Annotated in this window: 15 protein-coding genes and 1 pseudogene; 10 read left to right on the forward strand and 6 right to left on the reverse strand. The window is 70.9% G+C overall.

Annotated features, from left to right (window positions below):
• Positions 1-254 precede the first annotated feature (254 nt).
• Positions 255-1,187 (reverse strand): EamA family transporter, encoded by a 933-nt coding sequence (locus ACIREI_RS03360; protein WP_403326813.1) that lies wholly within the window; start codon positions 1,185-1,187, stop codon positions 255-257.
• A gap of 83 nt (positions 1,188-1,270) precedes the next feature.
• On the opposite strand from ACIREI_RS03360, the gene ACIREI_RS03365 reads away from it, so the two are divergent.
• From ACIREI_RS03365 to ACIREI_RS03380, 4 genes are all read left to right on the forward strand, one after another.
• Positions 1,271-2,125 (forward strand): LysR family transcriptional regulator, encoded by an 855-nt coding sequence (locus ACIREI_RS03365; RefSeq protein ID WP_403326899.1) that lies wholly within the window; start codon positions 1,271-1,273, stop codon positions 2,123-2,125.
• A 305-nt stretch (positions 2,126-2,430) separates the two neighbouring features.
• The gene (locus ACIREI_RS03370; RefSeq protein ID WP_403326815.1) at positions 2,431-3,204 is read left to right on the forward strand and encodes an HAD family hydrolase; all 774 of its coding nucleotides are present in this window, start codon (positions 2,431-2,433) and stop codon (positions 3,202-3,204) included.
• The gene (locus ACIREI_RS03375; RefSeq protein ID WP_403326817.1) at positions 3,201-5,597 is read left to right on the forward strand and encodes a glycoside hydrolase family 65 protein; all 2,397 of its coding nucleotides are present in this window, start codon (positions 3,201-3,203) and stop codon (positions 5,595-5,597) included. The genes ACIREI_RS03370 and ACIREI_RS03375 overlap by 4 nt, the downstream gene beginning before the upstream one ends.
• 95 nt (positions 5,598-5,692) lie before the next feature.
• Positions 5,693-6,574: a universal stress protein gene (locus tag ACIREI_RS03380; protein ID WP_403326819.1), complete on the forward strand. Its 882-nt coding sequence runs from the start codon at positions 5,693-5,695 to the stop codon at positions 6,572-6,574.
• A gap of 27 nt (positions 6,575-6,601) precedes the next feature.
• On the opposite strand, the gene ppk2 is transcribed toward ACIREI_RS03380, so the two are convergent.
• On the reverse strand, positions 6,602-7,405 hold the full coding sequence (gene ppk2 / locus ACIREI_RS03385) for a polyphosphate kinase 2 (protein ID WP_403326901.1): 804 nt from the start codon (positions 7,403-7,405) through the stop codon (positions 6,602-6,604).
• A 153-nt stretch (positions 7,406-7,558) separates the two neighbouring features.
• On the opposite strand from ppk2, the gene ctaD reads away from it, so the two are divergent.
• Positions 7,559-9,229: a cytochrome c oxidase subunit I gene (gene ctaD / locus ACIREI_RS03390; RefSeq protein WP_403326821.1), complete on the forward strand. Its 1,671-nt coding sequence runs from the start codon at positions 7,559-7,561 to the stop codon at positions 9,227-9,229.
• The gene (locus ACIREI_RS03395) at positions 9,226-9,663 is read left to right on the forward strand and encodes a cytochrome c oxidase subunit 4 (protein WP_403326823.1); all 438 of its coding nucleotides are present in this window, start codon (positions 9,226-9,228) and stop codon (positions 9,661-9,663) included. Before ctaD ends, ACIREI_RS03395 begins: the two co-directional genes overlap by 4 nt.
• Here ACIREI_RS03395 and ACIREI_RS03400 read toward each other — a convergent pair.
• Positions 9,612-11,120, reverse strand: a complete 1,509-nt coding sequence (locus tag ACIREI_RS03400; protein WP_403326825.1) for a cytochrome bc complex cytochrome b subunit — start codon at positions 11,118-11,120, stop codon at positions 9,612-9,614. The genes ACIREI_RS03395 and ACIREI_RS03400 overlap by 52 nt on opposite strands.
• A 95-nt stretch (positions 11,121-11,215) precedes the next feature.
• Positions 11,216-11,578, reverse strand: coding sequence for a DUF6479 family protein (locus ACIREI_RS03405; RefSeq protein ID WP_403326826.1), 363 nt, complete (start codon positions 11,576-11,578; stop codon positions 11,216-11,218).
• A 136-nt stretch (positions 11,579-11,714) separates the two neighbouring features.
• On the opposite strand from ACIREI_RS03405, the gene ACIREI_RS03410 reads away from it, so the two are divergent.
• Together ACIREI_RS03410 and ACIREI_RS03415 are read left to right on the forward strand one after the other, a co-directional pair.
• Complete coding sequence (locus tag ACIREI_RS03410; protein ID WP_403326828.1) at positions 11,715-12,095, forward strand: ferredoxin; 381 nt, start codon at positions 11,715-11,717, stop codon at positions 12,093-12,095.
• 125 nt (positions 12,096-12,220) lie between these two features.
• A complete protein-coding gene (locus ACIREI_RS03415; protein WP_403326829.1) occupies positions 12,221-13,399 on the forward strand; it encodes an acyl-CoA dehydrogenase family protein in 1,179 nt (392 codons plus the stop codon).
• A gap of 113 nt (positions 13,400-13,512) precedes the next feature.
• Here the strand turns inward: ACIREI_RS03415 and ACIREI_RS03420 are convergent.
• Positions 13,513-13,689 (reverse strand): annotated as a pseudogene (locus ACIREI_RS03420) (FAD binding domain-containing protein); the annotation flags it as partial.
• Positions 13,690-13,806: 117 nt separating this feature from the next.
• Here ACIREI_RS03420 and ACIREI_RS03425 point away from each other — a divergent pair.
• Both ACIREI_RS03425 and ACIREI_RS03430 read left to right on the forward strand, forming a co-directional pair.
• Positions 13,807-14,046 (forward strand): hypothetical protein, encoded by a 240-nt coding sequence (locus ACIREI_RS03425; protein ID WP_403326830.1) that lies wholly within the window; start codon positions 13,807-13,809, stop codon positions 14,044-14,046.
• Between the two features lie 98 nt (positions 14,047-14,144).
• Complete coding sequence (locus ACIREI_RS03430) at positions 14,145-14,816, forward strand: PAS domain-containing protein (protein ID WP_403326831.1); 672 nt, start codon at positions 14,145-14,147, stop codon at positions 14,814-14,816.
• Positions 14,817-14,961: 145 nt separating this feature from the next.
• Here the strand turns inward: ACIREI_RS03430 and ACIREI_RS03435 are convergent, their stop codons facing one another.
• Positions 14,962-15,333, reverse strand: coding sequence for a DoxX family protein (locus ACIREI_RS03435; RefSeq protein WP_362944965.1), 372 nt, complete (start codon positions 15,331-15,333; stop codon positions 14,962-14,964).
• Between the last annotated feature and the right edge of the window lie 254 nt (positions 15,334-15,587).

A 15,587-nucleotide genomic window follows, 5' to 3' on the forward strand; every position in this document is an offset into this window, starting at 1 on the left:
CCCTGTTCTCGGCCGAACCGATCGGAACGGGCGGATGGACGCATCCGCGCACGCCGGATCACTGCGCTGCACGCCGGACAGGAGGCAGCACGGGAGGAGCGCAAGCACGGATGAGAACGCGCGACGGCGGAGCCGAGCTCAACGCGGTCGCGCGGGGACTGTCACAGAGAACCCATGCGCAGCACCGTAGGCCGGGGGTCGGCGTGCCTGCAAGCCCTTTTCTCGCCGACCGCCATGGCTCATCTGGCTGCGTGTCAGTTCCGCGAGGTCAGGATGCTCAACGAGTTGGCGGCGACGATGGCGCCGATGCCTGCCCACTCCGGCCCACCCAGCCCCTGACCCAGGCCGGCCCAGCCGACCAGGGCCGCCAGGACCGGGTTGACGCTCATGAACAGGCCGAAGGCCCGAGGCGGTACGTGCCGCAGGGTGAACAGGTCCGCGAGGTAGGGCACGGCCGAGGAGAGGACACCGGCCGCGACCGCGCAGGCGACGGCGCCGGCGGTCGGCGGATTCCGTACGGCGACGATGACGCCGATCGGCAGGAACATCACCGCGGACAGGCCGGCCGCGGCGGCCGCACCCTGCGCTCCGGGGACGCGTCGGCCCACCGTGCGGTTGAGCAGGATGTACGACGCCCAGCAGCCGGCGGCCAGCAGGCCCAGGGCCATCCCGAGGTAGTCGGCCGATGGCTGCGGGCGCATCAGGATGACGACGCCGGCCGCGGCGATCACCCCGCAGCAGACGTCCACGCGGCGGCGCGAGGCGGCCAGGGCGAGGGTGAGCGGGCCGAGGAACTCCAGGGTCACCGCCAGGCCCAGGCCGACGCGGTCGATCGCGGAGTACAGCGAGAGGTTCATGGTGCCGAACACCAAGGCCAGCAGGATCACCGGCCACCACTGGCGCCAGGTGAAGGAACGCGGCCTCGGCCTGCCGACGGCCAGCAGCACCAGGGCCGCGACGTACTGGCGTACGGCGACGACGCCGACGGCGCCGAGGACGGGGAAGGCGAGGGAACCGATCGCGGCGCCGGTCTGGTTGGACAGACCGCTGCCGATCATCGTGACCACGCCTGCGAGACGGCCGCCGGTGTGCTTGGGGGGCTCGTCGAGCGGAGCCACCGGAGCTGCCGGGGCCACCTGGGTTGCCGGGACGGCCTGGGCCGGCGCGGGTGCGGGGCGGGTGTGCATGAGCCGATCGTGCGGCTGTCCGATCTTTGCGCAAAATGCGTCACCGTCGGCATCTATACGCTTGAGTCATGGATGCTCGGGTCATGGACGTGGAGCTGAGGCAGTTGCGCTGTCTCGTCGCGATCGTCGACGAGGGCAGTTTCACCGACGCCGCCCTCGCCCTCGGCGTCTCCCAGGCAGCCGTCTCCCGCTCGCTGGCCTCGCTCGAACGAGCCCTGGGGGTACGGCTGTTGCGGCGGACCTCTCGTGAGATGAGCCCCACGGGGACCGGGCTGCGCGTCCTGGCACACGCCCGGCGGGTGCTCGGCGAGGTGGACGACCTGGTCCGGGAGGCCGGCTCCGGGCACGACCGGCTGCGGATGGGCTACGCCTGGGCGGCACTCGGCCGGCACACCCCGGCCTTCCAGCGGCGCTGGGCCGCCGCGCACCCCGGGACCGAGCTGCACCTGGTGCGCGTCAACTCGGCAACCGCCGGTCTCGCGGAGGGCGCCTGCGAGCTGTCCGTCGTACGCCGACCGGTGGACGACCGGCGGTTCGACTCCGCGATCATCGGGCTGGAGCGGCGGCTGTGCGCTCTGGCCGCCGACGACCCGCTGGCCCGGCGCCGCGCGGTCCGGCTGGCCGACCTCAGCGGCCGTACCCTCCTCGTCGACCGCCGCACCGGCACCACGACCACCGACCTGTGGCCGCCCGACGCGCGTCCGGCGACCGAGGAGACACACGACGTCGACGACTGGCTCACGGAGATCTCCACCGGCCGCCGCATCGGCGTGACCGCCGAGGCCACCGCCCACCAGTACCCGCGCCCCGGCATCGCCTACCGGCCGGTACGGGACGCCGAACCGATCGCCGTACGGCTGGCCTGGTGGCGCGACGACCAGCCGCCCGCCGCGCAGGCGGTGATCGAGCTGGTCACGGCGCTGTACCGGGGCGACTGACACCCTCGACGGCCCTCTGCGTACGGGGACAGCAGGGCGGGAAGGGCCCTATCCACTTCTCGCGGATCCTGATTACGCGGTGCGCGGCCGTCATCCGCTTCCCCGCGTCGTTCCGGGTCCTTCCCGTCACCTCCAGCACACCATGCGCGCGGCGAATGCGCCAGAGCCGCTCACGGGTACCCGAGGAGCCGGGGTCCGGTGGTGACAGGCGGGGCCCGGCGGGTACCCATGAGCGGATCCCGCCGGACGCGGGAGGGCCGTCCAGTGGAGTGGCGTCGCTGGAGACGAGTGGAGGTGAGCAGGCCGTGCGGTTCGCGTCTCGTGGTGCCGACCCACAGGGGCATCCCCTGGATGTCCTGCGTGACGTGCGCGCCGTCGTCTTCGACACCGACGGAGTGATCACCGACTCGGCCAAGGTGCACGCCGCCGCCTGGAAGGCGGCCTTCGACGGCTACCTGCGCTCCCATCCGCCCGGCGACCCCGACCGGCGTCGCCCCTTCGACGCACAGGACGACTACCTGCGCTACGTCGACGGCAGGTCCCGCCTCGACGGAGCCGAGGCCTTCCTCGCCGCACGCGGGATCGAGCCGTCGGCCGAGACGGTGCGGGCCGTCGCCGCGGACAAGGAGCGCCTCTTCACACAGCGGCTTCGCGAGCAGGGCGTGGCGGCCTACCCGGGGACCGTACGGCTGGTGAAGGCGCTGCGTGCGGCGGGAGTGCCCTGTGCCGCGGCCTCCGCGTCCCGGCACGCCGGTGAGCTGCTGAGCCGGGCAGGCGTGCTCGATCTGTTCGACGTCCTCGTGGACGGCGGTGAGGCGGCCCGGCTGGGCCTGGCGGGCAAGCCGCAGCCCGACCTGTTCCTGGAGGCGGTCCGCCGGCTCGGCGTCCCCGCCGACCGGGCCGCCGTCGTCGAGGACGCCCTGGCGGGAGTGGAGGCGGGCCGGCGCGGCGGATTCGCCCTCGTGGTGGGTGTGGACCGGGCCGCCGGTGCGGACACCGGGGCGCGGCTGCTGCGGCGCGGCGCCGACCTCGTCGTCCGCGACCTCGGAGAACTCTGCGTGGGAGGAGCGCCGAAGTGACCGACCAGAACTCGGGGGGCGAGGCAGCGGGCTGGAGCTGGGAGTACGAAGGCTACAAGCCGGCCGACGAACGCCTTCGGGAGTCGCTGTGCACGCTCGGCAACGGCTACTTCGCCACGCGGGGCGCGCTTCCCGAATGCGCCGCCGACGAGGTCCACTATCCGGGAACCTATGTGGCCGGCATCTACAACCGGCTCACCTCCAATGTCGCGGGCCGCCGTGTGGGCAACGAGGACATGGTCAACGTCCCCAACTGGCTGCCCCTGCGCTTCCGGCTCCCCGGCGGGCACTGGATCGTCCCCGACACCGTGACCGTGCTCGACCACCGGCAGGTGCTGCACCTGTCCGTGGGGATGCTGGAGCGCCGGACACGGTACGACCTCGGCGACGACCGGGTGCTGACGGTGCGTCAGCAGCGGTTCGTCCACATGGCCGACCCCCATCTGGCCGCCCTGCGCACCGAGTTCACGGCCGAGGGATTCTCCGGCCCGCTGGAGGTGGAGGCCGCCCTGGACGGCTCGGTCACCAACTCCGGTGTGCCGCGCTACCGGGACCTCGACGGCCGTCACCTGACCCATATTCACACCGGCACCGCCACCCCGGACACGGTCTGGCTGCGCTGCCGTACCCGCACCTCCGACATCCGGATCGGCATCGCCGCCCGCCTGACCGCCGACGCGCCGGTCACCAACCGACACGAACGGCCGTACGCCCTCCAGCGATTGACGCTCCACATGGCGCCCGGCCACACCGTCACCGTCGACAAGACGGTCGCCCTGCACACCTCCCACGACCCCGCCATCAGCGACCCGCTGCACGCCGCCGTCGACCGGGTGGGCCGCGCCCCCGGCTTCGACTCCCTGGCCCGGTCGCACCGCACCGCCTGGGGCCAGCTCTGGCGCCGCGCCGAACTGGACGTCCCCGGCGAGTCGGGCCGCATCCTGCGCCTGCACCTCTTCCACGTCCTGCAGACCCTCTCCCCGCACACCGCCGACCTCGACGTAGGCGTGCCCGCCCGGGGACTGCACGGCGAGGCCTACCGCGGCCACGTCTTCTGGGACGAGCTGTTCGTCCTGCCCTTCCTCAACCTGCACTTCCCCGAGGTCTCCCGCGCCCTGCTGCGCTACCGCCACCGCCGCCTGGAACAGGCCTGCACCAGTGCCGTGCGAGCCGGTCACCGGGGTGCGATGTACCCCTGGCAGAGCGGCAGCGACGGGCGTGAGGAGACCCAGCAGCTGCATCTCAACCCGCGCTCCGGGCGCTGGCTGCCCGACCACTCCCACCTCCAGCACCATGTCGGCTCGGCGATCGCGTACAACGTGTGGCAGTACTGCGAGGCCAGTGGCGACATGGAGTTCCTGCACACCAAGGGCGCCGAGATGCTGTTGCAGATCGCCCGCTTCTGGGCGGACAAGGCGGTCCACGACGACAGCCTGGGACGCCACCGCATCAAGGGCGTCGTCGGCCCCGACGAGTACCACGAGTCGTACCCGGGCGCCGAGCGCCCCGGCCTCGACGACAACGCGTACACCAACGTCATGGCCGCCTGGGTGCTCACCCGCACCACGGAGCTGCTGAACATCCTGCCCGAGCCCCGCCGTCGCGAGCTCTTCGAGCGCACCGGCCTGGACGCCGGTGAACTCGGCCGGTGGGAGGACGTCTCGCGCACCCTCCACGTCCCCTTCCACGACGACGTCATCAGCCAGTTCGCCGGCTACGGCGACCTCGCCGAGCTCGACTGGAACGGCTACCGCGGCAAGTACGGCGACATCCGGCGGCTGGACCGGATCCTGGAGGCGGAGGGCGACACCGTCAACCGCTACAAGGCCTCCAAACAGGCCGACGTCCTGATGCTCGGCTACCTCTTCTCACCCGCCGAACTGGGTGGCCTGTTCCACCGTTTGGGGGTGCGGCTGGACGAGGACACCTGGCGGCGCACCGTCGACTACTACATGCACCGCACCAGCCACGGGTCCACCCTCAGCGGCCTGGTCCACGGCTGGGTGCTGGCACGGTGCCGGCGCAGTGAGGCCTGGCAGTTCTGCCAGGAGGCCCTCCAGGGCGACATCGCCGACGTACAGGGCGGCACCACCGGCGAGGGCATCCACCTCGGCGCGATGGCCGGCACCCTAGACCTCGTCCAGCGCGGTCTGACCGGCCTGGAGACCCGGGGCGGCGCACTGTGGCTCGACCCCGTGCCGCTGCCCGAGCTGTCCTCGTACGGCTTCGCCCTGCGCTACCAGGGCAACTGGGGCGTACGGCTGCGACTGGAACGCGGACTGCTGGAGATCGCGGTGCCGTCGCACGACGTCTCACCGATCGAGGTACGGCTGCCGGGCCGCGAGGTCACCCTGCAGCCGGGGGAGACGGGACGACTGGTCCTTCCGGAGTGACGCGGCCCTGTGCGGGACGCGGCCGGCGGGGAGAGGCTGGGAGGAGAGCGGATCCTGCGCGGAACCCGCGGTTCCCGCGCGGAAAGGGGAGCGCGATGTACGGCCCTGTTGTCGTAGGGGTGGACGGCTCGCCGTCGAGCATGGCGGCCGTGGAGATCGCGGCGCGCGAGGCCGGGCTGCGGGGCGTGGGGCTGCGGCTGGTGCACGCCTTCGGCTGGCCGGGCGCCCACATATCGGCCGGCGGGCGGCCGTGGGATCCGAGCGGCGCCGGGCTGCGCGAGCTGATCGACGGCACGCTCACCAAGGCCGAGCGGCGCGCGCACGAGACGGCGCCCGGCGTCGACATCATGCGGGACGTCGTCGTAGGCGAACCGGTGACGGTGCTGGAGATCGAGTCGCGCACCGCGTGTCTGGCCGTGGTCGGGAGCCGGGGCCACAGCCGCTTCGGTGCCCTGCTGCTCGGCTCCACCGCGGGTCATCTGGCCGCCCACGCCACCTGCCCGGTGCTGGTGGTGCGCGGCAGGCCGAACGCGGAGGGGCCCGTCCTCCTCGCCGTCGACGGCTCGCCCGCGGCCCGGGGAGCGGTCGAGTTCGCCTTCGCCCTGGCCTCCCTGCACGGCACGGACGTGAGGGCGCTGCACGCCTGGAGCACCCGCACCGAACGCGCCTACGACGCTCCCGCCGACCCGCCCTTCGTCACGTACGACGAGGAGCGGCTGCACGACGAGGAGGAGCGCGTGCTCGCCGAGGCGCTGGGCGGGCTGCGCGAGAGGTACCCCGACGTCGCCGTGGACCGCAGGCTGGTGCGCGGCCGGATCCGCCACACCCTCATCGAGGCCAGCGCCGAGGCCGGGTTCGTCGTGGTCGGGGCACGCGGCCGGGGCGGATTCGCCGGGCTGCTCCTGGGCTCGGTCAGTCAGGCCGTGCTCCACCACGCGCACTGCCCGGTCGCCGTCGTGCGGTCCGGCGAGGAGTGACGGGGGCGAGCGTCCGGCGCGTCCGGCTCAGAGGGTCGCCGCGTGGTCCGGGACGTAATTCTGCAGATCGCGCGGCGGCCGCTGATAGCCGGTCGAATCCGGCCGTTCCGGCAGGTCCGGAACTGGAGGGCGCACGTCCTGGTACGGCACGGAGTCCAGCAGATGGGCGATCATGTTCAGCCGGGCCCGGCGCTTGTCGTCGCTCTCGACGACGTACCAGGGCGCCTCGGTGATGTCGGTGTGCACCATCATCTCGTCCTTGGCCCGGGAGTACTCCTCCCAGCGGGTGATCGACTCCATGTCCATCGGGGACAGCTTCCAGCGCCGCAGTGGATCGTGCAGACGGCGCCGGAAGCGGTCCTGCTGTTCCTCGTCGCTCACCGAGAACCAGTACTTGCGCAGCAGGATCCCGTCCTCCACCAGCATCCGTTCGAACAGGGGGCACTGCCGCAGGAAGAGCTGGTACTCCTCCTTGGTGCAGAAGCCCATGACGTGCTCGACGCCGGCCCGGTTGTACCAGCTGCGGTCGAACAGCACGATCTCCCCGGCGGCCGGCAGATGCTCGATGTACCGCTGGAAGTACCACTGGGTGCGCTCGCGCTCGGTCGGCTTGGGCAGGGCGGCGATGCGCGCCACACGCGGGTTGAGGTGCTCGGTGACCCGCTTGATGGTGCCGCCCTTGCCCGCCGCGTCCCGCCCCTCGAAGACGACGACCAGCCGGGCGCCCTCCGCCCGCACCCACTCCTGCAGCTTCACCAACTCCGTCTGCAGACGCAGCAGTTCCTTCTCGTACGACTTGCGCGGCAGCTTCTTCGCCTTGTCCCCGGACATGCCGCCTCCCGCTGCCTGCTCGAACACCAGAACAGCACCGTACTGACCGATGACGAGCCGCGCACCCCGGACCGGCCATGCCGGGTGAGGCGCACGGGTGAATGCCCCGGTGCGCAGGACTGACACCGCCGCCGCCCGGGTACCCAGCGGCGCATGGCGGTGGACAGCAGGACCGAGCCGGCGCGCGCGACGCCGCCCCGGCGGCGCGGGAGACTCGGCCGGGCGTTGCTGCGGTGGGCGACGACGACCGACCACAAGGTGATCGGCAACCTCTACATGACGACCGCCTTCGGCTTCTTCCTGCTCGGCGGCGTCCTCGCGCTGCTGATGCGGGCCGAACTCGCCCGCCCCGGGCTCCAGTTGTTCAGCAACGACCAGTACAACCAGCTGTTCACGGTGCACGGCACGGTCATGATGCTGCTCTTCGCGACCCCGCTGTTCGCCGGCTTCGCCAACGCGATCATGCCGCTGCAGATCGGCTCCCCGGACGTGGCGTTCCCGAGGCTGAACGCCCTGTCGTACTGGCTGTACCTGGGCGGCGGCCTGATGGTCGTGGCGGGCTTCGTCGTGCCCGGGGGAGCAGCGAGCTTCGGCTGGTTCGCCTACGCGCCCCTCAACAACGCGGTGCGCAGCCCCGGCTCCGGCGGTGACCTGTGGACCATGGGCCTGGTCGTCACCGGGGTGTCCACCACGCTCGGCGCGGTCAACTTCATCACCACGATCCTGTGCCTGCGCGCCCCCGGCCTGACCATGTTCCGGATGCCGCTGTTCACCTGGAACGTGCTGTTCACCTCGATCCTGATCCTCCCCGCGTTCCCCGTCCTCACGGCCGCCCTGTTCGCCCTGGAGGCGGACCGCAAGTTCGGGGCGCACATCTACGACGCGGCGAACGGCGGCTCACTGCTGTGGCAGCACCTGTTCTGGTTCTTCGGCCACCCCGAGGTGTACATCGTCGCGCTGCCGTTCTTCGGGATCATCTCCGAGATCATCCCGGTGTTCAGCCGCAAGCCGCTCTTCGGCTACGTCGGCCTCATCGGCGCCACCATCGCCATCACCATGTTGTCCGCGGTGGTGTGGGCCCACCACATGTTCGCCACCGGGGCCGTACTGCTGCCGTTCTTCTCCCTGATGTCCTTCCTCATCGCGGTGCCGACCGGGGTGAAGTTCTTCAACTGGATCGGCACCATGCGGCACGGCTCCCTGTCCTTCGAGACACCCATGCTGTGGGCCTGCGGCTTCCTGGTGACGTTCCTGCTCGGCGGGATGAGCGGCGTCATCATCGCCTCCCCGCCGCTCGACTTCCACCTCACCGACTCGTACTTCATCGTCGCCCATCTGCACTACGTGCTGTTCGGCACGGTCGTCTTCGCGATGTTCGGCGGCTTCTACTTCTGGTGGCCGAAGTTCACCGGAAAGATGCTCGACGAACGCCTCGGCAAGATCCACTTCTGGACCCTCTTCGTCGGCTTCCAGACCACCTTCCTGGTCCAGCACTGGCTCGGCGAACAGGGCATGCCCCGCCGCTACGCCGACTACCTGAGCGCGGACGGCTTCACGCTGCTCAACACGGTCAGCTCGATCGGCGCGTTCCTCCTCGGCCTGTCCACGCTGCCGTTCCTCTACAACGTCTGGCGCACCGCCCACTACGCGACACCCGTGGCCCGGAACGACCCCTGGGGATACGGCCGCTCCCTCGAATGGGCCACGTCCTGCCCGCCCCCGCGCCACAACTTCACGGCACTGCCCCGGATCCGCTCCGAGTCCCCGGCGTTCGACCTGCACCACCCCGACCTCGCCCGCCTCGACCAAAGGCATGAGCAGTGAAGACCGAGGCCCGTCTGTTCATCGGCGTGGCGGGGTTCTTCCTCGTCACCGCGGTCGGCTACGGCTGGCGCTCCAAGGAACCCGCCGGCACCGCCGTCCTCACCATCGCCTTCCTGATGGCCGCCCTCGTCGCGTTCTTCCTGCACATGCAGTACCGCAGGCGGGGCCTGAGGGCACAGGACCGCCCGGACGCCGAGGTCATCGACACCGCAGGCCCGCTCCACTTCTTCGCACCGCACAGCCCCTGGCCCATCACCACGGCACTGGGCTCCGTCCTGGCGGCGCTCGGCGTCGTCTACGGCCTGTGGCTGTTCCTGCTGGGTGTCGGCGTGCTAGGGCACGGCGTATTCGGCATGGTGTTCCAGTACGTGGGCCGAGACACTCAGCGCTCCAGCTCGTCCGCCGACGATTCCCGTTCGTCCTCGACGCCGTAGCCATAGCTCCTCAGCACATACCGCCGCTCCTCGTCCAGCGGCTCGTGGCCCTCCTCGTAGCCGCCCGCGATCGTCTGCCGCACCTCGCCGGTCTCCTCGCCCTGGATCAGCCGCTCCCGGTCCGCCTCCTGCAGCGCCACACAGAAGCGCTTGGTCACCATGAACGCGAGCGGCGGCAGCAGCACGAAGGCGATCCGGAACACCCAGGTCAGCGCGTTCACGGAGAGCCGGAAGGCGTGCGCGATGACGTCGTTGCCGCCCGCCGCCAGAAGGACGGCGTAGCAGCTGAGCGCCGCGACACCGAGCCCCGTGCGCACGGGCCTGTCGCGGGGCCGGTCGCACAGATGGTGCTCCCCGCGGTCACCGGTCGCCCACCGCTCGACGAACGGGTACGCGTACAGCACCGCGAACAGGAGGCCCGGCAGCACGACCGCGGGCAACAACACGTTCCACATCACCGTGTGGCCGGCCACCACCGTCTCCCACGGTGGCACCAGTCGCAGCGAGCCCTCCAGGAAACCCACGTACCAGTCCGGCTGCGAACCCGTCGACACGACGTCCGCGCGATAGGGGCCGTACGCCCAGATCGGGTTGACCTGCCCGACCCCCGAGAGCAGCGTCAGCACCCCGAAGACCATGAGGAACAGACCGCTCGAAGCCGCTGTGAACTGCGGGAACATGGGCTTGCCGACCGCGTTGCGCTGGGTGCGGCCGCGGCCCGACCAGTGCGTGTGCTTGAGGTAGAAGACCAGGATCAGGTGCACCGTGATGAGCGCGAGCAGCAGTCCGGGGAGCAGCAGGATGTGCAGCGCGTACAGCCGCGGGATCAGTTCCTCGCCCGGGAACTCGCCGCCGAACGCGAACATGCTCACATACGTTCCCACCACCGGGATCGACAGCATGATGCCCTGGGCGATCCGCAGGCCCGTCCCCGACAGCAGGTCGTCCGGCAGCGAGTAACCGGCGAAGCCCTCGGCCAGCGCCAGCATGAACAGGGTCACGCCGATCAGCCAGTTGACCTCGCGGGGCCGGCGGAACGCGCCCGTGAAGAAGACCCGCAGCAGATGCAGCCCGATCGCGGCGAGGAACACCAGGGCCGCCCAGTGGTGCAGCTGACGGATCAGCAGACCGCCGCGCACGTCGAAGCTGATGTCCAGCGTGGATTCGTAGGCGGACGACATGCGCGTCCCCGCGAGCGGCACGTACGAGCCGTGGTAGACGACCTCCGTCATCGACGGGTGGAAGAACAGCGTCAGCCATACGCCGGTCAGCAGCAGGACGACGAAGCTGTAGAGGGCGATCTCGCCCAGCAGGAAGGACCAGTGGTCGGGAAAGGCCTTGCGCAGCAGACCGCCGCCCTCGGAGAGCGGCAGTCGCGCGTCGACGTAGTCGGCGGTGCGCTGAGCGGCATGCCGGGCTCGCGCGTCGGCACGGGCCCTGCTCCTCCTCCACAGCACGGATCACGAGTGCCCCCGGTGCCGCGCCCGGAAACGGACAGTCACGTACGATCACTCGTTGGTTTGCCCGGACCGGTCAGGCGTCAGGTCGTGCGTCAGGTATTGCCCGGACCCCCGCTGCCGAACGAACCGCTGCCGCCTTCGGCCCAGCGGCGCCGTTTCTGCGAGGGGCTGGTACGCGAGGGGACGTTGCCGTGGGCGGGCAGCTCGTGCGGGGTCAGCCGGTGGTCGCTTCTGGGCACCTCGTCCGGCTCCCGGTGCTCCCGGACCTCGTGGACCGGGCCCTCCTCGGGCAGATGGGGCTGCTCCTCGGGGCGTGGCGGCGGCGGTTCCCGGCGCCTGATCCGGGCGCCCAGCACGAAGGCGCCGATGAGCAGCGCCACGACGACCAGACCGGCGATGACCAGTCCGATGCCGAGCGCACCTTCCGCGGCGATGTTCGTCCATGCGATGTCCATGGGGCCGCGAGTACCCCTGCCGCCCCGCGTGAACCCGATCACCTGGCGTGCCCGCCCGCCCCCGAGGCCCGCTGACCCGCCCGGAAGCCTCGCGAACGCCGGGTTTGGGCGCACCCGCTCCGGCTACCCGACCGGTGTGACACAGACAACGTCCCAGCAGCAGCTCGTCCAGTTCCTGGAGGACCGTTTCGCCGCCGCGCAGGCCTGCACCGAGTGCGCTCGAGCCTGTGCGCTGCGCGCGAGCCTGGTGGATCCGGACGGGGCCGAGGATCAGGAGCTTGTGCGCCGCAAGGGCATCCTGTGCGCCGAGGTGTGCGACGCGACCTGCCGGGTGCTCTCCGAGGAGTGCGCCGACGAGGGCGCCGAGGCCGCCCTCCGCGTCCAGCTGGAGTGGACCCGGACGGTGTGCCTGGAATGCGCGCACCTCTTCGACCGGTACCCGGGCGCCGAGGACACCGCGAAGGCCTGCCGGGAGTGCGCACAGGCCTGCACGGATTTCATCGCCACGCTCGACTGAGCGGCGCGCGCCGGGTCGGCGCCCGCTCCGTTGCCGGATCCGCCCGCTCCTCGCCATTCCCAATTTCTGGAACACGTTCTACGGTGTGCGCCGTCAGGACCGGCCTTGGGGAGCCTGGAGGCGCCGTGCACCTCGAATACACGCCCGAGCAGCAGCGGCTGCGCAGCGAACTGCGCGACTACTTCGCCGAGCTGGTGCCGGACCCCGCACAGACCCGCTTCACCGACCCGGCGGCCCAGAAGCGCTACTACCGCAAGACCATCCGGCGGCTCGGCACGGACGGCTGGCTCGGCGTGGGCTGGCCCAAGGAGTACGGCGGACGCGGCCTGACCGCGATGGAACAGTTCATCTTCTTCGACGAGGCCGCCCAGGCCGGCGTACCGCTGCCCCTGATGGCCCTGAACACCGTCGGCCCGACGATCATGCAGTACGGCACGGACGAGCAGAAGGCGTACTTCCTGCCGAAGATCCTCTCCGGCGAGATCGACTTCGCGATCGGCTACAGCGAGCCCGACGCCGGAACGGACTTGGCCTCGCTCCGGACCCGCGCCGTACGGGACGGCGACGAGTACATCGTCAACGGCCAGAAGATCTGGACCACCAACGGCGACACGGCCGACTGGGTCTGGCTGGCCGTCCGCACCGACCCGGACGCCCCGCCGCACAAGGGCATCACCATGCTCCTCGTCCCGACCACCGAGCCCGGCTACTCCTGCACCCTCATCAACACCCTCGCCTCGCACGACACCACGGCCAGCTACTACGAGAACATCCGCGTCCCCGTCTCCCGCCGGGTCGGCGCCGAGAACCAGGGCTGGCGCCTGATCACCAACCAGCTCAACCACGAGCGCGTCACCCTCGCCGCCCACGGCACCATGGCCATCCGTGCCCTGCACGACGTCCAGCGCTGGGCCATGGAGACCAAACTCGCCGACGGCCGCCGAGTGATCGACCTGCCCTGGGTGCGCCGCCGCCTCGCCCAGACCCACACCAGGCTCGACGCCCTCAAGCTTCTCAACTGGCGGATGGTCAGCGCCGTACAGGAGGGCACGCTCACCCCGCAGGACGCCTCCGCCGTCAAGGTCTACGGCTCCGAGGCGCGCCGCGACGCCTACGCCTGGCTGATGGAGATCGTCGCCGCACCGGGCGCACTGAAGGAGGGCTCGGCGGGGGCCGTGCTCCACGGCGAGCTGGAGCGCGGCTACCGCTCGGCCGTCATCTTCACCTTCGGCGGCGGCAACAACGAGATCCAGCGGGAGATCATCTCGTGGATCGGTCTGGGGATGCCGAGGGTGCGGCGTTAGCCTTCTTGTGACCAACCAGAGGGCGTTCGTGACCTGCGCTGATGCCAACTGGCTTCTGGTACTGGAAGCACGGAATCAGAGAGATAGTTGGCACTTTGGTACACCGCAGGTCAGAACTCGGCGACCGGGATGCGCCGGACACCGTGCACGCTCTCCACCTCGACGACCGCGTCGAGCAGCACCAGCGCCACCGCCATGTCCGAAGGATGCGTCGCGATGCAGTGCTCGCTCGCCCCCAGTACCGCACTGCCGCGGGAGATCCCGCCGCTCGCGTCACAGCCGCTGCCGGGCACCCACTGCCCCACCGCTCGTGGCACTGCACCGTGTCACGGCGCACGTACTGCGGACCAAGAGCGTCTGGCGGTTCACCCTCGGTCACCCCCTCGCCGACACCCCCCCTCACGGCGGTGATCTGGTCCGACACCAACGCCGGCGCCCTCGACTTTTTCGCTCGGGCCCAGCGCAAAGGGCTCCTCGCCCCGGACACGGACCTCATGTGGGCGAGGCGGGTCTACTACGCCCTCGTCGACGAGGCCCTGCACGGAGGCGGCGCGGATCTGGACCCGGACCAGGTCCGGCAGAACGCGGACGCACTGGCCACGCTCGTCGTCGACACGTTTCTGCGCGGGATGGAACCCCACGGCTGAAACGCCCGGCCGACAGCCCTCGACTCATCTTGCCCTCCGCCGTCGGCCGTACGATCGTGGACAGTGCCCCGGCACAAGGCAGAAGGACCTCTTGCGCCATGCCTCGCACCGACGGGCCGCCCGGCCGACGCGCACGGCGACTGGACAAGGCCCACACCGTCGAGTCCGTGACCCTCGCGGTGACGGACGGGGACACACGCGTGGCCTACTGGAGTCGGGAAGCCCAGGAACTTCTCGGATACACCCCTGTGGAGATCATCGGCCGGCCTCTTGACTACCTGCTCTCCGCGGACGGTACGACGCTGCGGCATCGCGACGGCAGCCTGCTGGACACGCAGGTCCACCTGAGCCCGTTGCTCGGCGCCACGCAGCAGCAGAACTTCCTCGTGACGACCATTCCGTCACCAGGCACAGGGAAGCTGCAGGACCTCATGTGGTGGATGCTGGAGCAGCAATCCCCGGCTCTGTCGATCTACGACCGTGAGGGGCGACTGCTGTGGTCCAACGAGGCCGCACGACGGACGGTGGACCTCGCCCAGAGTGAAGTCCGCGGCCGACGTCTGACCGAATTCCTCCCGGGCTCCGCGTTCGAGGAGGTGGAGCGCAGGATCCTCAGGGTCGGCGAGACCGGAGAGCCGGAATACACCGAGGTCTTCGTCGCACTCCCGCGTGAACCCAGGGCACATGCCTGGACCGTGGACGTCTTCCCCCTCAAGGACGCGCACGGCCGGGTGCACGCGGTGGGGCCTGGTGGGCAACGACTACTCTGAGCAGCACCACAGCCGCGAGCGCATGGCTCTGCTCAGCGAGGCCAGGACCCGGATCGGCGCGAGCCTGGACGTGGCGGGAACCGCCCAGGAACGCGTCGACGTGACCGTGACGGTCTCCCACTTCGCCGACTTCGTCAGCGTGGGTTCAGAAGGAGTAGGGCCCGAACCGGCCCCACATGATGACCGCGGCGACGATGAGCAGGATCGCGTTGAACCCGATGGCCTGCGGCTCCTTGCGGCGGGCGTGGAGGCCCATGGCCAGGACCATGATCACGGCCAGGCCGGTGGCGGCCAGCGGGGTGAGCACGGTGGCGATGTCGAACGCACCCGGCAGGATCAGCCCGAGTGCGCCGGCGAGTTCGGCGACGCCGATGAGACGTACCACGGGTGTCGAGACGTCACTGACCCACGGCAGCTGGGACATGAGCTTTTCGCGGGGCTGGGTGGACTTGGTGACGCCGGCGGCCGCGAACAACGCGGCGAGGACGCCCTGCAGAATCCACAGGAACACGTTCATCCGAGCGGAGACCTTTTTCTTCGGTCGCGGGGGGGGGGGGGGGGGGGGGGGGGGGGGGGGGGGGTGGGGGGGTGGGGGGGGGGGGGCGGGGGCCGGGGGGGGGGGGCCGGGGGGGGGGGGGGGGGGGGGGGGGGGGGCCCCCCCCCCCCCCCCCCCCCCGGGAGACCGGGTCGAAGGGGCAGCGCCCCTGGGGGATGGGACGGGTAGGGGCGGCGGGGGCGAGAAAACCTACGCCGGCGGCGCCCCGTACGGCC

The sequence above is a fragment of the Streptomyces sp. NPDC093591 genome, assembly GCF_044764885.1.
GTDB lineage: Bacteria > Actinomycetota > Actinomycetes > Streptomycetales > Streptomycetaceae > Streptomyces.